Raw genomic sequence first — 21,348 nt, forward strand, 5'->3', positions numbered from 1 at the left:
CTTTCAGTCGGCGCGTGGCGGAGCGACGGACCCGCGGATGACCAGCGGGCAGTCGAGCAGTGTCGGCTTGTCGGCGAGCAGGCGGTGTTCGGCCTCGCCGTGAAGGAGATGGACGAGGGTCTCAACGGCCCACACGCCCATCTCGTAGTGCGGGAGGGCGACCGTGGTGAGGCCGGGGAAGAGGTTCGCGGCGATGAGCTCCTGGTTGTCGAACCCGACGATCGAGAGATCGCGGGGAATCGCCAGCCCCAGCTCGGCGGCGGCACGGTAGGCACCCATCGCCATCCGGTCGTTGTAGCAGAACAGTGCTGTCGGCCGGTCGCTGCGGCTGAGCATCTCGCGTGCGAGTTCGTAGCCGGGGAGGGTTTCCGACGGCGCGGAGGCGGTCAGCGTCGCATCGAAGCGGATGCCGTGGTCATCCAGCACCTGCCGGTACCCGGCGAATCGCAGGTGGGTTGCGGGCACATCGTCGTCGTTGTTGAGGAAGCCGATGCGGGTGTGTCCGGCGTCGACGAGGTGGCTGACGGCCGCGACCGCGCCGCCCACCTCGTCCGGGACGACGGCGGGGACGATGCCGGCACGATCCGTCGCGTCGATGAGGACGGCGGGAAGCGCTTGGAGGTTCGGCGGGAGCGACACCTCCCGGTGGTACATCGTCGCGTACAGCACAGCGTCCACCTGCCGGTCGAGCAGCGCCTGCACGTCGTCTCTGTGGGAGTTGCCGCTCGACTCTCGCTCGGTGTTGATGATGACCAGCGTGAGGTCGTGCTCCCGCGCTGCCTCCTGAGCACCGAGGATGATCCGTCCGGCGTGCGGTGTGGTGGCGATCTCCTCGCTCAGCAGCCCGATGAGGCCCGACCGGTTCGTCCGCAGTGCTTGCGCCGCCCGGTTGGGTCCATAGCCGAGAGTCTTCGCCGCGTGCCGGACCCGCTCACGGGTCTCCTCGGCGACTCGTGTGTGCGGCGTCTCGTTCAGCACATGCGACACCGTGGTGACGGACACCCCCGCCAATTCCGCCACGTCGCGAATGCTCGCGCTCTTCACTGACACGGTTCTTCCTTCCCCCTCGAGGTCATCACCGACCGATCGGCGCTCGTCCGTACCACGGCCCCGCCTCAGCCCTTCACCGCACCGAGGGTGAGCCCGGCGACGATGTGCCGCTGCAGCAGCAGAGTGAGCAGGATGACGGGGATGGAGTAGAGGACGGCGAGCGCCGTCATGGATCCCCAGTCGAGTCCGAACTGCGTCTGGAAGTTCGCGATGACGATCGGCGTCGTCTGCGACCGTACCGCCGTCAGCAGCAGGGCGAACAAGAACTCGTTCCAGCTGGCGAGGAACGCGAAGATCGCCGTGACCGCGACGCCGCCGGCGGTGACCGGGATGACGACCCGCCAGAGCGCGCCGAGCCGGCTGTTCCCGTCGATCTTCGCGGCCTCTTCGAGTTCGGCGGGCACCGCCTCGAAGAAGCTGGACATGAGCCAGATCGACAGCGGGAGCGAGATCGTGGTGTGGGCGATCGCCAACGCGAGCGAGGTGTCCGAGATCCCGAGGGTGCGGAAGATCGAGATCATCGGAACGCCGATCACGATCGGCGGCACCATCCGTGCGACCAGTGCGAGCACGATGAAGATCCGGCCCGTCCTGGTCCGGAACCGGGTCACCGCGTAGGCGGCCGGGATCGCGAGGACCAGCGAGATGAGGGTGCTCAGGACGGCCGTGATGATGCTGTTGATGAACGACGCGAGAACGCCATCCCTCGTGAGCGCCGAGACGTAGTTCTCCACGGTCCACACGCTCGGCAGCAGTTTCGGCGGGACGGAGATGGTCTCCAGCGGGGTCTTGAACGAGGTGAACAGCATGTACAGGAAGGGGAACCCGTACAGCACGACGACCGCGATCAGGATCAGCCAGAGCAGAGCGCGGGAGCTGAGGCGGCGCGCCTCCAATCCGTTCATCGTTCGGTCTCGCTTCCCGGCCGCCAGATGGTGAGGATCGCGAAGAGGGCGACGGCGAGCATCGCGATCAGGTAGATCGTTCCCATCGCGCTGGCGAGGCCGGGATCGCCGAAGCGGACCATCGTCCGGTAGATCAGCAGCGAGAGGGTCTCCGTGCTCTGCTGCGGTCCGCCGTTGGTCTGGATGACGATGACGTCGAAGGCGCGGGCCGCGTCGATACCGCGGACGATCAGCGCGACGGCGATGACCGGTCGCAGCAGCGGGACGATGATGCGGAACAGGATGGTCGGGTACCGGGCGCCGTCGAGCCGTGCGGCCTCGATCACATCGCCGGGGATGTTCTGCAGGCCGGCGAAGAGCACGAGCGTGATGAACGAGGTGGTGAGCCAGATGTCGGGGATGGCGACGGAGAACAGCGCGATGTTCGGATCGCTCAGCCACTGGATCTGGTCGCTCGACTGGATGATCCCGACGGACTTCAGAATCTCGTTGACGATCCCGAAGTTGTCGATGAGGAGGAACCGCCAGAGCAGACCGGCCACGATGGGGGCGATCATCAGGGGGTACAGGAAGATCGTGCGGAACACGCGCGAGGAGTTGCCGAGCGATGTGAACAGCAGCGCTACGAGGAGACCGAGGACGAACTCGAACGTCACCACGATCACCGTGTAGAGGATGGTGCGCCACACAGCATTGGTGAAGTCCGAGCTGGTCAGCGCCGCGACGTAGTTGGCGAACCCGACGAACTCGCGGGGCCCTCCGGCGATCGGACTGATCTTGAAGAAGCTGTCGCCGACGAACTGGAGCAGCGGCCACCCGATGAAGATGGCGAGGAACAGGCCGGCGGGCAGCATCAACAGGGCGGCGAAGCGCCGGTCGGCGGTGCGCATGGATCGTTGACGAGGAGAGCGGAGCGGGCGGCCGGTGCGGCCGCCCGCTCGCTGCTCCATCACTTGACTAGCGATTGGACCTGCTCCTTTGCTGCGTTCAGCAGCGCCTGCTTGTCCGCGCCGGGCTGCAACGACTTCTGGATCATCGGGACGAGGACGGTGTCCACGATCTGCTGCCACTTGGGCGTCGCCGGCCGCGGGATGGTGGCCGTGGCATCCAGGGTCTCCACCAGCGGCTTGTAGTTCTCGTAGCCGGGCTGGTCCTGGTACTTCTCGAAGGCCGACTTCCGCGCGACGAGGCCGAGCGAGGTCTTCGCGCTCAGCTCGTTGTGCTCGTAGGCGAACTTCACGAAGTCCAGTCCCTGCTGCTGCTTCTTGCTCGCCTTGGCGACCGACAGGTACCAGGCGCCGGGGACGCCCGCGATACCGCCGGGTCCGGCGATCATCGGCGCGACGCCGACCTTGCCGTATACCGAGGCGTCCTTCGGAATCTGCCGGTAGGCGTGGGCCCAGAAGCGCATCATGGCCGTCTTGCCCTGGTTGAACAGGTTCTGCGCACCGGCCCAGTCGAGCTGGGCGGAGCCGGCGGGCGCGTACTTCTGCAGGCCGGTGTAGAAGTCGAGGGCCTTCAGGCTGTTCTCATCACCGAGGGAGATCTCGCTGCCCGAGTTGTTCAGCACCATCGTCTTCTCGCCGGTCTGCGACAGCGTCGCCAGGTACTCCGTCTCGACGGCGCCCTTCACGTCCGTTCCGTACAGGCCCTTATCGGGCTGGGTGAAGAACTCGGCGGCATCCTGGTACTGCTGCCAGGTGGTCGGCGGCACCAGGTCGTACCCGTACTTGGTCTTGAATGCGGCCTTGTTCGCCGCGTCGTCGAACAGGTCCTTCCGGTAGTAGAGGATCTCCGAGTTGGTCCACACGGGCATGCCCGCGTAGGTGCCGTCGACGTTCGCCTCCTTCACCAGGGCGGGGAAGAGGTCGCTCTTCACCTCGGGGGTGAACAGCTTGTCGAGGGGCGTGACGGCATCCTTGAAGGCGGGAAGCCAGATGGAGTCGAGCGCGGCGACGTCGCACGAGACGGACCCCGAGGTGAACTCGCTGTTGAGACGGTTGTAGAGCCCGTCGTAGGGAAGCTCCACGAAGGTCACCGTGGTGCCGGTGTCCTTCTTGTAGAGGTCGGCGATCGGCTGAAGCTCGGCGTGGCCGCCGGCCTCGACGAGGACGGTGATGGATTTGTCGGACGAGGAACTGTCCCCGCCGCCGACGCCGCACCCGGCAAGGGTGAGCGCAACCGCGGTGCCGAGTGCTGCGGCTGCCGCGAACTTCTTACGAAGCATCGTTACTCCGAATCTGCTGTGCAGCAGGTGGCTGCATGGATGAGGGTATCTGGTGCCAAGACGTTTTGGCAAAACGTCTTGGCACGACGATAAGGACGCGCGGCTTCCGAGGTCAACTGCCAAACGGTGCCAAAATGCCAAAACTTGCCAAACGCACGCCAGCACGTCCCGTCGTCTCGGAGCGCCGGCAGCAGGAGGTGCGGAGGCTCGTTCCGGTCAGGCGGATCGACTGCTCGTCGCCCCACCACTCAGGATGCGCGACGCGGCACGGCGCCCCGACTCGAAGGCCGCGGTGACGGTCGCGGGATCGTCCATCCAGGTCGCCTCGCCTGCGATGTGCAGCACCCCGCCCCCGACCGGCGTCGCGAGGTCCTCGTGGTCCCGCCGCCGCGCACCGACCGGCAGGTAGGCGTACGAGCCGCGCGAATACGGATCCAGCTGCCAGCGCGTCACCACGGTTCCCGACGGATCCGGCGCCGCGACCCCGAAGACCTCGCGAAGTGAGGCCATCACCGACGCCGTGACCTGATCCTCGGACCATAGAGCAGTCTGTGCCGCGCATTCCGCCGCGGCGAATGTCAGCAGGGTCGGCGTCTCGTCGGGACCGGTGATGTCGTACCAGGAGTGCCACCAGTGCGCTGCTGGACCCTGCCGCCGGACGGCGTACACGCCACCGGGCCAGAATCGTCGCGGGAAGCGGAGCACCACTTTCTCGAAACGGTTCATCTCCAGCCGGCCGATCGCGCCCGCGATCGGCTCCGGAAGCGGCGGGTCGAAGACGATCCCGCGCGACTTCAGCACACCGATGGGCACGGTGACGATGACATGATCTGCCGACACCACCGAGTTGCCGGTCGTCACCTCTGCTCCCCGATCCGACCAGGAGACGCGTGACACCGGGCGGCCGAGCCGGATGTCGAGCGCTTCGGCGAGCGCTCGAGGGAGCTGGTCGTAGCCGTTGGGAAACACGACCTCGTCGCCTTCGATGAAGTCATCATCCAGCCCGTGCGCGTCCAGGTCGTCCGCCGAGACACCATACTGCTCTTCGGCTCGATGCCTCAGGAACTCGCGCACCCGCTGCTCGCGTTCGTGCGGCCACGACAGCGCCGCCAGGGCGCGGTCGACCGCCGTCGCGTACGGGATGCCCGTGCCCAGCTCCGCGATCGCACGCTCCAGCCGGCCCGACGCCGTCGACACGTCGGAGACGAAGTCGTCGACCTCCCCCGTGGTCAGCCGCGCGCCCTCCGGCGAGAAGTAGGCGATCGGTCGTCCGCCGGGCTGATAGCTCCCGACGGTGAACTCGCGCGTCGCGATGCCGTGCCGCTGCACCGCATCCCACACGGGGTTGTCCGTGATGCCGTGGATCCACGACGCGCCGAGGTCGAGGGCCGTTCCGTACCGCCGGTCCGTCCACACGCGCCCGCCGATGCGTTCCCGCGCTTCGAGAACGGTGACACTCCGGCCGGCCGACCGGAGCATCTCGGCCGCGGCGAGCCCGGCGACACCCGCACCAACGACGACGACATCCATCCGCTCGGCACTCATACCGTCATTCTCCTCACGGACTCCGGAGAATTCATCCGCCGATCGGCTGCTCGCGACGACTCCGCGCAGGAGGGAGGCCTTTGGTCCCGCCCCGACGTGCAGAGGAGGTGCGACACTGTCGCGTGCGCGGGTGATCCAGCATCGACGGGCGGAGGTCGAATGAGCGGCGCATCGACGAGTTCGGGCACGTCGCCGGACAAGGGTCTCAAGGGTGGGGCGCTGGGCCTGCTCTCCAGCGTCGTCGTGGGTGTGGCCTCGACGGCGCCGGCGTACAGCCTGGCGGCCAGCCTGGGATTCATCGTGGTCGGCGGGACGCTCGCCGCAGGTGTCAAGGCACCCGGGATCGTGCTCCTGGCCTTCGTCCCGATGTACCTCATCGCGGTGGCGTATCAGGAGCTGAACAAAGCAGAGCCCGACTGCGGCACGACCTTCACCTGGGCCACGCGCGCGTTCGGACCGATCACCGGGTGGATGGGCGGCTGGGGCATCATCGTCGCCGACGTCATCGTCATGGCGAACCTGGCGCAGATCGCAGGACAATACTCCTACACCTTCATCGGCGGTTTCGGGCTGCCAGGCGTCGCGGCGTTGGCGAACAACGACCTCGCCGTCACGATCGCCGGCCTCGTATGGATCGCGGTGATGACGTGGATCTGTTACCGCGGCATCGAAGTGTCTGCCCGGGTGCAGTACGTGCTGCTCGGCTTCGAGGTCGTCATCCTCATCTTCTTCGCCGCGTTCGCGCTGGTGAAGGTCTACAGCGGCAACGCCGAGCCCTACTCGCTGATTCCGCAGTGGTCATGGTTCAACCCCTTCACCCTCGACTTCGGCCAGACGATCGCGCCGGCCTTGCTGACGGCGATCTTCATCTACTGGGGCTGGGACACCGCGGTATCGGTGAACGAGGAGACGCGCGACCCGGGAAAGACGCCAGGGCGCGCGGCCATCATCTCCACACTGCTGCTCCTCGGCACGTACGCCATCGTCACGGTCGCGGCCGTCGCGTTCGCAGGGGTCGGGACGAAGGGCATCGGTCTGAGCAATCCGGACAACTCCTCTGACGTCTTCTCGGCGATCGGTCCGACACTGTTCGGCGGCGGCCCGGTCGGCACGATCCTGATGACGCTGCTCGGCTTCTCGATTCTGACCTCGGCCTCCGCGTCCACGCAGACCACGATCCTCCCGACCGCTCGGACGGCGTTGTCGATGGCCGTGTACAAGGCGATCCCGGAGCGGTTCGCACGCATCCATCCCCGCTTCCTCACTCCCACCTGGTCCACGATCGGGATGGGTCTGGTGTCCGCGTTGTTCTATCTGATCTTCACGGCGATCAGCGTGTCCCTCCTCAACGCCTTGATCGGCTCGATCGGGCTGATGATCGCCTTCTACTACGGGCTCACCGGATTCGCGTGCGTCTGGTTCTACCGCCGCACCATCTTCACCAGCTTCCGCCACGCCATCATGCGCGGGCTGTTCCCGCTGGCGGGCGGGCTGATGCTCCTGGCGGTCTTCGTCTACGGTGTCTACAACTTTTCGCAGCCCGACTGGCTCACCGACGCGAACGGCAAGAATGTCACCATCTTCGGCATCGGCGCGGAGGCGGTCGTGGGAGTCGGAGGCCTGCTCGTCGGCGTGGTGCTCCTGATCGTCTGGCGCCTGATCCGTCCTGACTTCTTCCGGGGACGGACCCTGCCCCGACGCTCCGACGACCTGGTCCTCTCCCCTGAGGGAACCGAGGCCGTGTTCGGGCTCCCGGACTCGCGCATGCCGGCGACCGTGATCGCGCCCGACTTCTCCAATCTGCCGCCCGGCGAGCGGCCCGTGAACGCGGAGACCCTCGAACCCGTCGAGGAGCCGGCCGAGCTTCCGCCCTCCGACCCGGATCTGCCCCGCGAGCCGCGGGACTGACATTCCCCCCCTGTCCGGGGCTCTGGATCGCTCACGCGGGGGCGGGGGCGCAACCGCCTCGCCGGAGGGTGATCCCGTCACGTCGGTGCTGTACCTGTTCGTCGGTGACGGATGGTGTCGAAATCGGCGGCAGGCGTTCGTTGCACGGGTGAAGGACACATCCAGAGAGGAACACATCATGAAGCTCACGATCAGCCTGCAGGTCACTCTCGACGGCGTCGCCCAGGCGAACGGCGGGAACAACGAGGAGATGGACCCCGGGTTCACGCGCGGCGGGTGGGCACTCCCGCTCAACGACGGCGAGGCCGTGCAGGACATCCTCGACACGTGGCGGCGCCCCGATGCCTTCCTGCTCGGACGGAAGACCTACGGACTGTTCGAGACGTACTGGGGCGCGCGCAGCGACGACGGCGGGTTCGGCGAGGCGATCAGCTCGCGTCCGAAGTACCTGGTCTCCACCACCGTGACCGCGCCGACCTGGGAGGGAACGACCGTGATCTCGGGCGATGTCGCCGCCCGCGTCCGCGAGCTGAAGGCGCGGGAGGGAGGCGAACTGCTCGTGGTGGGGAGCGTGGCGCTCGCGCGGTGGCTGCTCGAGAACGAGCTCGTCGACGAGCTGAACCTCCTCCAGTTCCCGGTGATCGTCGGCGAGGGCGAGCGCTGGCTCCCGCAGCGCGGCCTCGACTTCGCGCTCGACCTCACCGGCACCCGCGTGTTCCCGACGGGCATCGTCTCGCTCACCTACCGCGTCGGCGGTCGGCCCCAGTACGCCTGACCAGCACCGCGGACGGGAGAGGCCGCCGCCTCAGCGCAGGATGCCGCGCTCGCGCGCCGCGGACACCGCCGCCGTGCGGGAGGCGACGCCGAGCTTCGTGAAGATGTGCGCCAGGTGCGACTTGACCGTCGTCTCGCTGATGAACAGGGAGGCGGCGACCTCGCTGTTCGACCGGCCGGCCGCCACCAGCTGCAGTACATCGATCTCGCGGGAGCTGAGGCTCACCCGCGGGGCGCGGAGCCGGTTCAGCAGGCGCGTCGCGATGACCGGCGCCAGCGCGCTCTCCCCCGCAGCGGCCGCCCGCACCGCGGCGGTGAGCTCGTGCGGAGGGGCGTCCTTGAGGAGGTAGCCGCTCGCCCCCGCCTCGACCGCTCCGAGGATGTCGGAATCGGAGTCGTAGTTGGTCAGGATGAGCACGTACGGAGGCGCGTCCAGCGAGCGGATGCGGCGGGTGGCGTCCGCGCCGGTGGCGTTCTCGTTCGCGCCGAACTGCAGGTCCATCAGCACGACGTCCGGATTCTCGCGCTCGGCCGCCTCCACTGCTGCATCCGGCGTCCCGGCCTCCGCGACGACCTCGAAGTCGTCCTCCAGGGAGAACAGGGCGACGAGTCCCGCGCGCACGATGGGGTGATCGTCGGCGACGACCAGCCGGATCATGACGCCACCACGGGCGAGAGGGTCACCACGAGCGTGGTCCCCCGGCCCGGCGCCGAGCGGAGGTCGAGCGTTCCCCCCAGCTGCTGGACGCGCTCCCGCGTCGCCCGGAGGCCGAACGAGTCCGACCGGCCGGCCTGGTCCGACGGGACCGCGGACGGATCGAACCCGTCGCCGTCGTCCTCCACGGTGAACGACAACGCGTCGCCCTGCACCTCGAGGGTGATGGTGGCGGTGGATGCGTTGGCATGCTGGAGCACGTTGGCGACCGCTCCCTGCGCGATGCGCAGCAGGGCGGTCTGCAGGTGCATCGGAAGAGCGGCCGTGTCGGACACCCGCACCCGCACATCCAGACCCTGCGTCGACCACTGGGTCTCGGCCAGTCTCCGCAGCGCCCCGCCCAGCCCCTGGTCGTCGAGGACCGGTGGCGTGAGCTCCTGGATGAAACGGCGCGCGTCGGCCAGGTTCGACGCCGCGGTCTCCCGCGCCAGCCGGATGTGCTCGATGCCGGGCCGGTCGGGATCGGCGCGTTCGGCGGCGTAGAGGAGCAGCTGGATGCTCGACAGCCCCTGCGCGAGGGTGTCGTGGATCTCCCTGGCCAGCCGCGCGCGCTCCGCGAGGACGCCGGACTCGTGCTCGGTGGCCGCCAGCTGGCCCCGCGTGCGGAGCAGCTCCGACATCAGCGCCTCGCGCTCGACGGCCTCCCGCGCGATGGCCTGATACCCCAGGCCGATGAGGAGGGCGACCCCCGCGCCGACGAGCGGACCCACTACGCCGCCGACCGTCCAGCCGCCATGGAGGCCGAGCGCGCAGATGGCCACGACGGTCGAGGCGAGGATGGCCAGCGGGCCCCACGTCCGGCCGAGCAGATGCAGGAAGAGGAAGAAAAGCGGGAAGACGAGATAGGCGGCCTCGGGGATGAGCCAGAGCAGCGCCATCCACTCGAGCGTCAGCAGGGCGAGCCAGGCGACCGCCGGAGCCTTCGATGCTGTGCGTCCCCGGCGCGCCAGGAACGCTCCGGCCAGGTAGGTGGCCGCCAGCACGACGCAGAGGACGATCACGGCGCCGCTCGCGGGCGTCGGCGACAGGAGGGCGCGGGCCGCGACGAGGGCCGTCAGGGCGAGGAAGAGCACGTGCAGACCGGTGCGCAGGCCCACGAAGACCGGGGTCAATGCGGTATGCGCCATGGTCTGAAGACTACGCGGCGAGCGCCGGGTGGTTCATCGTCCGAAAGGACGAATCCGGGCTCCACCATCAGGCCGCGCACGTGCCTCCTCCCTGTCGATGACGCCGGAGACCGCCGCGGGAAGGCTGGATGTGTCGCCTCCCTCGGCGGCCAGAAAGGAACGTCACCATGTTCGTCGCCCTCCGCGACCTCCGATTCGCCCGGGGCCGGTTCATCCTGATCGGGTCGGTCGTCGCCCTGATCACCGTGCTCGTCGGCTTCCTCAGCGGCCTCACCGGCGGTCTGGCCACCCAGAACATCTCCGCGGTGCTCGCCCTGCCGGGAGACCGGATCGTGTTCTCCGCCCCGTCCCCCGGGAGCGACATCAGCTACTCCGACTCCGCCGTCACCGAGACGCAGGCGACGGACTGGCGCGCCACCCGCGGTGTCACCGCCGTCGATCCGGTCGGGATCAGCCAGACGCGCGGCACGGCGGGCGACACGATGGCCGCGATCGCCGTGTTCGGGAGGGAGCCGGGATCCGATCCGGCCGCCCCGACGCGCGACGGCCTGCTCGGCCTGTCCCTCCCCGCGGCGAAAGCCCTCGGAGCCGATGTCGGCGACGACGTCTCGATCGCGGGCACCACGTACCGGGTCGAGACGGTCGGCGGCGACGCCTGGTACAGCCACACACCGGTCGTCACGATGACGCTGCACGACTGGCGGGCCTCCGCGGCCGCCACCGGCGATCCGGGGGCGTACGCCACCGTCCTCGCCGTGACCGGTTCCCCCGACTGGGCCGACGCCGACCGGGCGAACGGGACCGTGGCGAAGACTCCGTTGGAGTCGCTGACGGCGCTCAGCGCATTCCGGTCGGAGATCGGCTCCCTGCTGTTGATGGTGGCCCTCCTGTTCGGGATCTCGGGGCTCGTCATCGGCGCGTTCTTCACCGTCTGGACCATGCAACGGAAGGGGGACATCGCTGTGCTCAAGGCGCTCGGCGCGACGACCGCCTCCCTCGTCCGCGACGCCCTCGGCCAAGCCCTCGTGGTGCTCGTCGCCGGCATCGGCGTCGGCCTCGGTCTGGTCGCCCTGCTCGGAGCACTGGCCGGGACGGCCCTGCCCTTCCTCCTCAGCCCGCTCACCACCCTCCTCCCCGGCGCGATCATGATCGCGCTGGGTCTCGCGGGGGCGGCGTTCGCCCTCCGCTCCGTCACCTCCGCCGACCCCCTCACCGCACTCGGGAGCAACCGATGATCCGCCTGACCGACATCACCCTGACCTTCCCCGACGGCGACGGCCGCGTCACCGCCGTCGACCGCGTCTCCCTCACCGGCCGGCCCGGCACGGTCACCGGCATCACCGGGCCGTCCGGCTCCGGCAAGTCGAGCCTGCTCGCGGTCGCCGCCACCCTGATCCGGCCGGACACCGGCCAGGTGCTCATCGACGATGTGGATGCCACCCTGCTCGATCGCGCGGAGGCGGCCGAGCTGCGCCGCACCTCCATCGGCATCGTCTTCCAGCAGTCGAACCTCATCCCCTCGCTGACCGCGCGGGAGCAGCTCTGCGTGATGACCGAGCTCGGCGGACGGGCCGGTCGGCGCGCCCGCGCGAAGACGTCGGCGCGCGCCGACGAGCTCCTCGACGCCGTCGGCTTGGCCGACCAGCGCGGGCGGCGCCCGCACGAGCTCTCCGGCGGTCAGCGCCAGCGGGTGAACATCGCCCGCGCGCTGATGAACGACCCCGGCGTCCTGCTGATCGACGAGCCCACCAGCGCCCTCGACCAGGAGCGCGGCGCCAGCATCATGGAGCTGATCCTGCGGCTCACCGACCAGCTCGACACATCGACCCTCCTCGTCACGCACGACCTCGTGCACCTCCCCCGCATGCACGCCGTCGTCCGCCTGGTCGACGGCAGGATCGCGGACCCGGTCCCCGCGCGCTGAGCGGGGGCGCGGGCGGGGCGACCGTCCGCATCCCCTCGACGCGCTCGATCGGGACGGTCGGTCGCCCAGGCCCGGACGCAGAGTCAGGTGCTCGCCTCCGCGATCGGGCAGAGTCGCAGGGTGACGACAGACACTTCGCCCGTTCGGGCCACCTCCCCCGCCGCTCAGCCGCTCACGCGCACGCGTTGGGCCGGCCTCATCGTCATGTTCCTCACGAGCTTCGTGCTGGTGACCGCGGAGTTCCTGCCGTCGGGCGTGCTGACCGCGATGGCCGCCGAACTCGGCGTGACGCCGGGGCAGGCCGGACAGACCGTGACCGTGAGCGCGTTCGTCGGATTCCTCGCGGCGCCGACCATCGGCATCCTGATCCCGCGGATGGACCGTCGCACGCTGCTCGTGCTCGTCGCGGGCCTCGCCGCCGTCTCCAACCTGGCGGTCGCGCTGGCCCCCTCACTGTGGGTCCTGCTGATCGCGCGACTCCTCATCGGCGTGGCGATCAGCGGCTTCTGGTCGATGTCGCTGACGGTGGCCGCCTCCCTTGCGACGCCGGACCGGCTCGGGCGCGCCCTGACCACCGTCAGCGCGGGCATGACGCTCGCCGTCGTCGCCGGCGTGCCGGTCGGCGTGTACCTGACGGCCCTCGTGGACTGGCGGGGCGTCTTCGTCGGGGCCGCAGTGCTCACCGCCCTCGTCGCCGTCGCCCTGCGCCTGGCCCTGCCCCCGGTCGCACCGGCCGAGGCGTCGAGCCTGCGCATCCTCGGCGACACCCTGCGGCGGCCGGGAGTCCGCCAGGGACTGGCCGGTCACATCCTGATCGTCCTCGGGCACTTCATGGCGTACACGTTCATCCGGCTCGCCCTCGACCAGGTGCCGGGACTGGACACCGCGTTCGCGGCCGCCCTGCTGGTGGCCTTCGGCGTCGGGGGCGTCATCGGCAACCTCGTCGTCGGCGCCCTGGCCGACCGGCACCTGGCCCTGCTGCGCTACCTGCAGCCGTCGCTGATCGCCGGCGCCATCCTGCTCGCGATCGTCGGGCAAGGGTCCGTCATCGTCGTCGCGGCGGCCGTCGTGGTCTGGGGATTCGGCTTCGGCGCGTGGCCCGCGGTCATCAACACCTGGGCCGGCCGGTACATCCCGGACCGCCTGGAGGCGGCGGGCGGCCTCGTCGTCGCCGGATTCCAGCTGGCGATCACGCTCGGCGCGGGCATCGGCGGCCTGCTGGTGGACACGGCGGATGTGCGGTTCACGTACGTCGTCGCCGTGGCCGTCGTCGCGGTCGGCGTCGTGCTGTTCGGCAGCGCCGGGCGGCGCAGCGCTGTCACCCGCTGAGAGCGCGGGACGAGGCCCCCGCCGTCAGGCGGCGCGCGATCGCATGACCGCGACGACCGCGGCCGCGAGCAGCACGGCGATGCCCACACCGGCGATCGTCAGGCCCGTCCAGAGGCCCGACGTGTCGAACCCGGGACCGCGCTGGGTGTACTGCGTGTAGGTGTGCACCGGCAGGGTGCGCACGACCATGGCGCTCTGGGCGGCGTGCGCGACGGCGGCCTTCGCGGTGAGGTACCAGCCCTCGCCGACGATGATCGCCAGCACACCGGCGCCGAGGAGCAGGACGATGGCCCGGGAGCGCGCTGGCGGCATGGGAAGACCCTAGCGCGCCCGGCCGACGCGTCGCCAGCGCCGGCGCTCAGCTCGCGCGCTGCCGCCAGACGGACGGGACCGCCCCGGTGTGACGGCGGAATGCGCGGCTGAAGCCGGCATCCGACTCGTAGCCGAGGAGGCGGGCGGTCTCGCTCACGGTGAGGCCGTCCTGGGCGAGGTAGGTCATCGCCGCATCCATCCGCACCTGCGCGAGGTAGCTCGCCGGAGACTGACCGATCTGCTCGCGGAACCGCTCGGCGAACGTGGTCCTCGACATCGCACCGACCGCGGCCAGGTCGCGCAGCGTCCACGGGTGGCCCGGGTTCGCGTGCATGGCGTCGAGCACGCGGCCGAGGAACGGGTCGTCGACGCCGACGGGCCAATTCTCCGGAGCGCAGTCGCCCTCCGCCCAGGCGCGGATGGCCACCGCCACGATGGTGGTCGCGATCCGCCCGCAGATCACCCGGTCGCCCGCGCGCCGGACCCCCGTGCCGCAGCCCATGCGGGACGCGAGCAGCGCGACGCCGGGGTCGAGGTCCGCGAGCCGCTGGACCCCCAGCAGATCCGGAAGCAGGTCGAGCGCGTGGAAGCCGGCCGTCGGCCGGAGCTCCGTGACGACGATCTCGCCGGCGTCGACGGACGTCAGCTCGGCGTCGTGCCGACCGGTGTGGAAGACCACGTCGCCCGCGTCGTAGGCGAACGATGTCGATTGCGGTCCGGTCGAGCGCACCCTCACCGATCCCGCGACCATGTAGACGAAGGCCGGTCCGGGCAGCGCGATCCGCGCGCCGGGCCGGACGACCTCGCGGCGCGACGCATCCACCTGCCACTCGAGCGTGGAGAGCAACTCGTCCAGTGTGGCGGGGGCGCGCATCCCGGTGATCGTCACGATGGGCGAAACCGCTGCACGGTGCGGGCTATTCCTCGGGCGGGTGCACCGTGCCCCCGCCGCCGGGCGCGGTGAAGTCGTGCAGCAGCCGCGCGAGGGTGCGAAGGTCGGCCACGGACCAGTCGGCGGTGCGCTCGAAGAAGGCGGTTCCGCGGAGGTCGAGCGCCTCGCGCGCCCGCTCGGAGCCGGCGGGCGTCAGCGATACCCGCACGGCCCGGCCGTCGGTCGGGTCGGGCGTGCTCTCGACGAGGCCGGCGGCCTTCAGCTGGCGGATGAGGGCACTGGTGGAGCTGCGGTCCATCGCGACGGCGTCGGCCACGGCGCTGGGGTTCGCCGGTCCGTAGGCGTACAGCCAGCGGGCCACGTGGAAGGCGGCCGGCTGGACGCCGGGGTGGAAGACGGCGGCGCTGCGCTCGGTGAGGGCACGGGATGCGCTGAGCAGGGCGTTCAGCTCGACGCCGAGGGCGAGTTCGGCTGCCCGGCGGTCCGCGTCCGCCCGTGAGTTAGTGGACATTTCCCCATCAATTCCTTATGGTGTGGAAATGCCCACTTTATCCGGCTCGTCCGCACATCCACCGACCATCGTCATCACCGGCGCCACCAGCGGGCTCGGGCGGCTCGCCGCCATCGAACTGGCCCGCCAGGGCGCGCGCCTGGCGATCACGGCGAGGGATGCGCACCGCGCCGACGCCACGCGCGCCGCGATCGACGCCGCCCGCCCGGGAGCGGAGGTGCGCGTGTTCTCCGCCGATCTCACGCGCATGGACGACGTCCGCCGGGTGGGACAGGAGATCGCCGCCGCCTACGAACAGGTCGACGTGCTCGTGAACAACGCAGGGCTCCATGCCTTCGAACAGCGGGTGACGGCGGACGGCTTCCCCGAGATGATCGCCGTGAACTACCTCGCGCCCTGGCTGCTCACGCACGAACTCCTCCCCGCGCTCACGCGGACGCCGGGAGCGCGGATCGTGAACGTCGCCTCCGAGGCCTCCCGCCGGCACGGCACGCTCGCCCTGCCCGACGATCTGACCGACACCAGGCTGTTCACGGCACGCGGTTCGTCCCGCGTCTACGGCGCGAGCAAGCTGCTCGACATCATGTTCACCCTGGAGCTCGCGCGGCGGATCGAGGACACGGGCGTGACGGCGAACTGCCTGGACCCGGGGTTCAACGTCACCGGCCTGGGCCGCGAGCTCCGCTTCGCCGCAGCGCTCGAGCGGATGCTGCGAACGCTCCGCATCGGCGACCCCTCTCGCGGCGCCGGACTGATCGTCCGGCTGGCCACCGATCCCGCGTTCGCAGGCAGGACCGGCGGCTACTACTCGGCGCGGGACGCGAGGCCGCTGACGCCGGCGCACCCGGGCGCCGACCCGGAGTGGCAGCGGCGGCTGTGGGACGAGACGGAACGCCTTCTCGGCGCGTGACGGACGCCGGCGGGGATGTCCCCGCCGGCGTCCGCCGCAGTCCGTCGCGCGCTACTTCTTGGACTTGTCGTACGCCGTCTGCAGCGTGCTCAGGTAGTCCTTCAGTCCGAGCCCGTCGAAGCCCTTCACGTAGGAGTCCCAGTCGCTGTCGAGGCTCTTGGAACCCGTGATGAAGGCCAGGGCGTTCTGCGTGACGTAGTTGTCGATGTTCGTCTGCTGCGTGGCCACCTGCGTCGCCTTCGCGGGGTCGGGCCAGACCTTCCAGGTCGGGTAGATCTGGCTCTTGTCCTCGTGGCCCTGGTAGAGCTGGGTGGCTTCGAACAGACGGCGCTCGTAGCCGGACGTGTCGTAGATGTCCGTCGGAACGGCCTGCGACTCGCGGAAGGCGCTGTTCTGGTTGTAGGTGGACAGCGCGCCCCACTGGACGGCGTTCGCCTCATCCTGCGAGAGCTGGAGGTTGACGAACTTCGCCTTCACGTCCGGGTTGAGCGCCTCGGACCCTGCGGGCGCCGGGCCCCAGCCCTTGCCCTCCGGGCCGAAGTTGCCGTCGAGCTGGCCCTTCTCGGTGAAGAGGTAGTTCACCAGCTTGATCGCGGCGACCTGGTCGTTCTTCGACGCCTTGTTGGTGAGCATGAACGTCGCGCCCGGCGTGCTGCCGAAGGCGTAGGTGGCGTAGTCCGCTCCGTCGGGACCGGTCAGCGGCGGGACGGCGTCGTACTGCTTGTCGCGGCCGTCCTTCGCGCCGGGGCTGACGAAGATGTACGGGTGCAGCCCGCTCGCGCTCCCGAGCAGGACCGGGCCCTCGTTGTTGCCCTCCTGGGCGAGCGCCGCGGGGTTCTGCGTGAACGCGCCCTTGTCGATGAGGCCCGCGTCCCACAGCGACTTGATGTACTTCAGGCCCTCGCGCCAGCCGTCCTTGTTCGCCTGGATGTCGACCTTGCCCTTGTTGAGGACCGTGGTCGACTGGATGCCCTTGTCGGGGTTCTGCGGGTCGTAGATGAACGCGTTCATGAAGAACGGGATCAGCGTGTCGTGCGAGTCGCCGCTCAGCGGGATCTCGTCCTTCTGGCCGTTGCCGTTCGGGTCGTCGTTCTTGAACGCCTCGAGCACCTTCGTCATCTCGTCGGTGGTCTTCGGCATCTGGAGGTTGAGCTTCTTCAGCCAGTCCGTGTTGATCCAGAGCTTCGACGGGTACTGGATGTGCAGCGTCTCGGCCAGCTGCGGCAGGCCGTAGATCTTGCCGTCGGGCGATGTGGCCATCGCCTTGTAGTCGGGGTTGCTGTCGAGCGCCTTCTGGATGTCGGGGGCGTACTGCTTGATGAGGTCGTTGAGCGGAAGCGCGACCCCCTGCTTCGCCAGCTTCTCGATATCCACCTGGTTGAACTGGTCCACCCACGGGATGAGGAGGAACGCGTCGGGGTAGTCGCCGCTCGCCATCAGGATCTGCCGCTTCTCCGGCGCCACCGACGAGTCCTGCGTCGTCGTCTGCCAGGTGAACTTGATGTTGAACTTCTTCTCCACCTCCTTGGTGAAAGCGTTGGTGGCCAGATCCTGCCCGGTGCCCTGCTGGGCGAACACGCTCAGGCGGGCGGTCCCGCCGATCTTGTCGTCGGCGCTCGACCCGCTCGCGGGGGTGCAGGCGGAGAGGGCGAGCAGTGCGGCTGTGCCGCCCACCGCGGCGATGAGAGCCCGCGACCGGACCCGTCGGGGTCGTCGATCAGTCTTCGAGAACATGGTGCGTTCCTCCTTTGGAACTTCGGGTGTGTCAGGGATGTGGATGGTGCTGTGTGTGGTGGGAGATGCTCGCCCGGCCGGGTCAGCCTTTGACCGAGCCGATGAGCACGCCTTTGTTGAAGTAGCGGGCGACGAACGGATAGATGATCAGCACAGGGACGCTGGTGATCACGATGAGCGCGTACTTGAGGAGGTTGACCAGCTCCTGGTTCTGCGCTTGAGCCGCCAGGTCGCTCACCCCTCCGTTGGTCGCGTTGAGGACGAGGATGTTGCGCAGCACCAGCTGGAGCGGGAACAGGTCGGAGCTCTTCAGATAGAGGAGCGCGTCGAAGTAGCCGTTCCACTGGCCGATCGCGTACATGAGCGCGATGACGGCGATCAGCGGCTTCGAGAGCGGGAGCACGACGGTCCACAGGAACCGGAAGTCGCTCGCGCCGTCGAGGGACGCGGCCTCGACCAGCTCTTCGGGGATCGCCGACCGGAAGAAGGTCCGCGCGATGATGACCTGCCACACGGCGACCGCCTGCGGCAGCAGGAGCGCCCAGCGGGTGTCGAGGAGGCCGAGGTTCTGCACGACCATGTAGGTCGGGATCAGTCCGCCGCTGAAGAGCATGGTGAACAGCAGCAGCGACATGATCACGTTGCGGCCCATGAACGACGGGCGCGACAGGGGCCACGCGATGCAGACCGTGAGCGTGGTGCTGATCAGGGTGCCCGCCACCATGTAGAACAGCGAGTTCGCGTAGCCCATCAGCACCTGCGGGTCCGCCAGGACCGTCTGGTAGCCCTTGAGCGTGAAGTCCACGGGCCACAGGAAGACCTGGCCCGCCGTCACCGCGTGCGGCGAGGAGAACGAGCTGGCGAGGATGAACAGCAGGGGCAGGAGGACGACGAGGACCGCCAGCGTGAGGCCGAGGTAGATGACGACGAGGAGCGCGCGGTCCCCGGGGGACTCCTTGATGCGGCGGGGCTTCTTGATGCGCGTCGCGCGCGCCTTCTGTCGCGCCCGCTCGGCCGGAAGATCGATGGTCACCACAGTCCGCTCCCACTCACTCGACGTGCCACCCAGTTGACGACCAGGAGGAGCACGAGGTTCACGACGGAATTGAAGAGGCCGACGGCGGTCGCCGTCCCGAAGTCGGCGTTGAGGATGCCCAGTTTGTAGACGTAGGTCGCGATGATCTCCGACTGCCCGAGATTCAGCGGGTTCTGCAGCAGGTAGACCTTCTCGAAGCCGATCGCCATGATGTTGCCGACGCTCAGGATGAGCACGATCATCGCCGTCGGCATGATGCCGGGGATGTCGACGTGCCAGATCTTCCGGAGGCGCGAGGCGCCGTCCATCCGCGCCGCCTCGTAGAGCGACGGGTCGATGCCGGAGAGCGCCGCCATGTAGATCACGGCGGAGTAGCCGGCGGTCTGCCACACATCCGACCAGACGTAGATGTTGCGGAAGTAGTCGGGATTGCCCAGCAGGTCGGGCGACGGGACGCCGAAGAACCCGAAGACCTGGCTGATGACGCCCAGGCGCGGCGCCATGATCAGGATGAGCATCGAGACCACGACCACCGTCGAGATGAAGTACGGGGCGTAGGTGACCATCTGGACGGTCTTCTGGAACCACCGGTGACGCACCTCGTTGAGGGCGAGGGCGAGGATGATCGGGATGGGGAAGCTCGCCAGCACCGCGTATCCGGAGAGGATCAGGGTGTTCGAGACGAGGGTGGGGAACTGCGGGTTCTGCAGCATCGCCTGGAAGTTCGCGAAGCCGTTCCACGGACTCCCCCACACCCCGAGGACCGGGCTGTAGTCCTTGAACGCGATGATCGCGTTGGAGATCGGCACGTACTTGAAGATCGCGAAGTACGCGAGGGGCGCCAGCGTCAGCAGGTAGAGCTGCCAGTGCCGCCGCAGTGCGATCCGCCAGCGCTGACCGACGGTCCTGCGACGGGTCGTCACGCGGGCGGGCGGCGGCGGAGTGGTCCGAGCCGGGTGCCGGGTGGGGGTGGTGGTCACGGGCGGGGCGCTGGTCATCCGCGCACCGCCGCGTTCCCACGGTGTTGCCGCTTCGTCATCGAAGACTCCTGAACAGTTCGAGCCGGGCGGACGCTCGGTCCGCCCCGGACTGGATACAGCAAAACCTATTTCCTTGCCGTTGTCAATAATCTATCCTGAGGTCAGGCGCACGCCGTGATGCGAGCCCGCGATCTGCCGGGATTCACGTCGTCTGCGGGCGTCACGCATTCGAACACGACAGAAAGAAAGCGGCGGGATGGGATACTCTCTCGACATGCCACTCGACGATGTGGGCACCCGTCGGCGGCCGGAGCTGGGGACTCCCCGGTCGGCCGAGATCTTCACGCGCATCATCACGCACGGACCGGTCAGCCGCCTCGACATCGGCCGTCTCACCGGACTGTCGCAGGCGAAGGTGACCAAGACCGTCAATCCTCTGATCGAGAGCGGCTACGTGACCGTCGGCGAGCACGCCGAGCACTCCTTCCCCGGCCGGCCCGTCCGCCCGCTCAGCGTCGTTCCGCGGTCGATGATCGCGATCGGGGTCAAGGTGAACGCGGACGAGATCTTCGCCGTGACCGTGAGCCTCGGCAACGAGGTGCTCGGCTCCACCCGCCGGAGGCTCAAGAGCCACGACCCGGAGAGCACGGTCGCCGCGATCGTGACCTCGGTGACATCCCTCATCGCCCAGCTGGGCGACGCAGCGGCGAACCTCACCGGCGTGGGGGTCTCGGTCTCGGGCGACATCGACAGCACGACAGGACTCGTCCGGGACTCCCCCCTGCTGGGCTGGAGTCACTTCCCTCTCGGCAGCCGGCTCGCGGAGGAGATCCCGCTGCCCATCACCGTGGAGAACGACGTGAGGGCCCTCGCGAAGTCCGAGCAGTGGTTCGGAGCGGGCAGGGACGCGGAGTCGTTCGCCATCATCACGATCGGCGCCGGCATCGGATGCGGCATCTACGTGAACGACGACGTGGTCGTCGGCGCTCACGGCGTCGCCGGCGAGATCGGGCACCTCCCGCTCGCCTCATCGGACGCCCTGTGCGTCTGCGGGCGGCGTGGATGCGTCGAGGCCGTCGCCTCGTCCAGGGCCATCCGGGACGCCGTGAGCCTGGAGCGCGGCGAACCGGATCTCACCCTGACGGACGTCATCCGTCTCGCGCACGAGGGCGACCCGGCGGCCGTCGACGCCTTCGAGCGGGCCGGCACGGCCATCGGCGCCGCGGTTGCCGCCACCGTGAACCTCTTCGGCCCCGAGGTGGTGGTGATCGCGGGCGAGGGCGTCATGGACTACGACCTCTACGAGCGCCGGTTCCGCGAGGAGTTTCTGGCGCACGCGTTCGGCGCCGCGGCCAACTGCCGCCTGGTCGTCCGCCGCCACACGTTCACGGACTGGGCCCGCGGCGCCGCGGTCGCCGCGCTCCGCGAGTCCATCACCGTCTCCCCCCAGCCGGCCGGGGACTGAGGCC

The 21,348-nt window shown here is 69.1% G+C and carries 20 protein-coding genes; 7 read left to right on the forward strand and 13 right to left on the reverse strand.

Annotated elements, in window-relative coordinates; genetic code table 11:
• Window positions 1–3: 3 nt before the first annotated feature.
• The 5 genes from BLW09_RS14235 to BLW09_RS14255 all read right to left on the reverse strand — a co-directional run bounded on the left by BLW09_RS14235 (window position 4) and on the right by BLW09_RS14255 (window position 5,862).
• Complete coding sequence (locus BLW09_RS14235; protein WP_172824214.1) at window positions 4–1,050, reverse strand: LacI family DNA-binding transcriptional regulator; 1,047 nt, start codon at window positions 1,048–1,050, stop codon at window positions 4–6.
• Window positions 1,051–1,115: 65 nt separating this feature from the next.
• Window positions 1,116–1,955 carry a carbohydrate ABC transporter permease gene (locus tag BLW09_RS14240; protein ID WP_089914034.1) on the reverse strand — a complete coding sequence of 280 codons (840 nt, stop codon included), beginning with the start codon at window positions 1,953–1,955 and terminating at the stop codon, window positions 1,116–1,118.
• The gene (locus BLW09_RS14245; RefSeq protein WP_172824215.1) at window positions 1,952–2,845 is read right to left on the reverse strand and encodes a carbohydrate ABC transporter permease; all 894 of its coding nucleotides are present in this window, start codon (window positions 2,843–2,845) and stop codon (window positions 1,952–1,954) included. The genes BLW09_RS14240 and BLW09_RS14245 overlap by 4 nt, the downstream gene beginning before the upstream one ends.
• 59 nt (window positions 2,846–2,904) lie before the next feature.
• Window positions 2,905–4,182, reverse strand: a complete 1,278-nt coding sequence (locus BLW09_RS14250; protein WP_089914040.1) for an ABC transporter substrate-binding protein — start codon at window positions 4,180–4,182, stop codon at window positions 2,905–2,907.
• Window positions 4,183–4,398: 216 nt separating this feature from the next.
• Window positions 4,399–5,862, reverse strand: a complete 1,464-nt coding sequence (locus tag BLW09_RS14255) for a flavin monoamine oxidase family protein (RefSeq protein WP_331712815.1) — start codon at window positions 5,860–5,862, stop codon at window positions 4,399–4,401.
• A gap of 24 nt (window positions 5,863–5,886) precedes the next feature.
• Between BLW09_RS14255 and BLW09_RS14260 the strand changes: the two genes are divergently transcribed.
• Together BLW09_RS14260 and BLW09_RS14265 are read left to right on the forward strand one after the other, a co-directional pair.
• Window positions 5,887–7,635, forward strand: a complete 1,749-nt coding sequence (locus BLW09_RS14260) for an APC family permease (protein ID WP_089914045.1) — start codon at window positions 5,887–5,889, stop codon at window positions 7,633–7,635.
• A gap of 178 nt (window positions 7,636–7,813) precedes the next feature.
• Window positions 7,814–8,410: a dihydrofolate reductase family protein gene (locus BLW09_RS14265; RefSeq protein WP_089914048.1), complete on the forward strand. Its 597-nt coding sequence runs from the start codon at window positions 7,814–7,816 to the stop codon at window positions 8,408–8,410.
• 30 nt (window positions 8,411–8,440) lie between these two features.
• On the opposite strand, the gene BLW09_RS14270 is transcribed toward BLW09_RS14265, so the two are convergent.
• Window positions 8,441–9,067 (reverse strand): response regulator transcription factor, encoded by a 627-nt coding sequence (locus tag BLW09_RS14270; RefSeq protein WP_089914050.1) that lies wholly within the window; start codon window positions 9,065–9,067, stop codon window positions 8,441–8,443.
• On the reverse strand, window positions 9,064–10,251 hold the full coding sequence (locus BLW09_RS14275; RefSeq protein WP_089914052.1) for a sensor histidine kinase: 1,188 nt from the start codon (window positions 10,249–10,251) through the stop codon (window positions 9,064–9,066). The genes BLW09_RS14270 and BLW09_RS14275 overlap by 4 nt, the downstream gene beginning before the upstream one ends.
• 167 nt (window positions 10,252–10,418) lie before the next feature.
• Between BLW09_RS14275 and BLW09_RS14280 the strand changes: the two genes are divergently transcribed.
• From BLW09_RS14280 to BLW09_RS14290, 3 genes are all read left to right on the forward strand, one after another.
• Window positions 10,419–11,486 carry an FtsX-like permease family protein gene (locus BLW09_RS14280; RefSeq protein ID WP_089914054.1) on the forward strand — a complete coding sequence of 356 codons (1,068 nt, stop codon included), beginning with the start codon at window positions 10,419–10,421 and terminating at the stop codon, window positions 11,484–11,486.
• Window positions 11,483–12,175, forward strand: coding sequence for an ABC transporter ATP-binding protein (locus BLW09_RS14285; RefSeq protein WP_089914056.1), 693 nt, complete (start codon window positions 11,483–11,485; stop codon window positions 12,173–12,175). The genes BLW09_RS14280 and BLW09_RS14285 overlap by 4 nt, the downstream gene beginning before the upstream one ends.
• 120 nt (window positions 12,176–12,295) lie before the next feature.
• Window positions 12,296–13,504 carry an MFS transporter gene (locus BLW09_RS14290; protein WP_089916924.1) on the forward strand — a complete coding sequence of 403 codons (1,209 nt, stop codon included), beginning with the start codon at window positions 12,296–12,298 and terminating at the stop codon, window positions 13,502–13,504.
• 24 nt (window positions 13,505–13,528) lie between these two features.
• On the opposite strand, the gene BLW09_RS14295 is transcribed toward BLW09_RS14290, so the two are convergent.
• Genes BLW09_RS14295 through BLW09_RS14305 form a run of 3 tightly spaced genes read right to left on the reverse strand, consistent with a single transcriptional unit; the run spans window position 13,529 to window position 15,219 of the window.
• Window positions 13,529–13,816 carry a hypothetical protein gene (locus BLW09_RS14295; protein ID WP_089914058.1) on the reverse strand — a complete coding sequence of 96 codons (288 nt, stop codon included), beginning with the start codon at window positions 13,814–13,816 and terminating at the stop codon, window positions 13,529–13,531.
• A gap of 46 nt (window positions 13,817–13,862) precedes the next feature.
• The gene (locus BLW09_RS14300; RefSeq protein WP_089916926.1) at window positions 13,863–14,690 is read right to left on the reverse strand and encodes a helix-turn-helix domain-containing protein; all 828 of its coding nucleotides are present in this window, start codon (window positions 14,688–14,690) and stop codon (window positions 13,863–13,865) included.
• Window positions 14,691–14,733: 43 nt separating this feature from the next.
• Window positions 14,734–15,219: a MarR family winged helix-turn-helix transcriptional regulator gene (locus tag BLW09_RS14305; protein WP_089914060.1), complete on the reverse strand. Its 486-nt coding sequence runs from the start codon at window positions 15,217–15,219 to the stop codon at window positions 14,734–14,736.
• Between the two features lie 28 nt (window positions 15,220–15,247).
• Between BLW09_RS14305 and BLW09_RS14310 the strand changes: the two genes are divergently transcribed.
• A complete protein-coding gene (locus tag BLW09_RS14310) occupies window positions 15,248–16,129 on the forward strand; it encodes an SDR family NAD(P)-dependent oxidoreductase (protein WP_089914062.1) in 882 nt (293 codons plus the stop codon).
• A 51-nt stretch (window positions 16,130–16,180) separates the two neighbouring features.
• On the opposite strand, the gene BLW09_RS14315 is transcribed toward BLW09_RS14310, so the two are convergent.
• The 3 genes from BLW09_RS14315 to BLW09_RS14325 all read right to left on the reverse strand — a co-directional run bounded on the left by BLW09_RS14315 (window position 16,181) and on the right by BLW09_RS14325 (window position 19,897).
• Complete coding sequence (locus BLW09_RS14315; RefSeq protein ID WP_089914064.1) at window positions 16,181–17,863, reverse strand: extracellular solute-binding protein; 1,683 nt, start codon at window positions 17,861–17,863, stop codon at window positions 16,181–16,183.
• A gap of 82 nt (window positions 17,864–17,945) precedes the next feature.
• On the reverse strand, window positions 17,946–18,899 hold the full coding sequence (locus BLW09_RS14320; protein WP_089914066.1) for a carbohydrate ABC transporter permease: 954 nt from the start codon (window positions 18,897–18,899) through the stop codon (window positions 17,946–17,948).
• On the reverse strand, window positions 18,893–19,897 hold the full coding sequence (locus tag BLW09_RS14325) for an ABC transporter permease (RefSeq protein ID WP_231946864.1): 1,005 nt from the start codon (window positions 19,895–19,897) through the stop codon (window positions 18,893–18,895). The genes BLW09_RS14320 and BLW09_RS14325 overlap by 7 nt, the downstream gene beginning before the upstream one ends.
• Before the next feature lie 256 nt (window positions 19,898–20,153).
• Between BLW09_RS14325 and BLW09_RS14330 the strand changes: the two genes are divergently transcribed.
• Window positions 20,154–21,344 (forward strand): ROK family protein, encoded by a 1,191-nt coding sequence (locus BLW09_RS14330; protein ID WP_231946866.1) that lies wholly within the window; start codon window positions 20,154–20,156, stop codon window positions 21,342–21,344.
• The last annotated feature ends 4 nt before the right edge of the window (window positions 21,345–21,348 follow it).

The organism is Leifsonia sp. 21MFCrub1.1, assembly GCF_900107895.1.
Lineage (GTDB): Bacteria > Actinomycetota > Actinomycetes > Actinomycetales > Microbacteriaceae > Leifsonia > Leifsonia soli.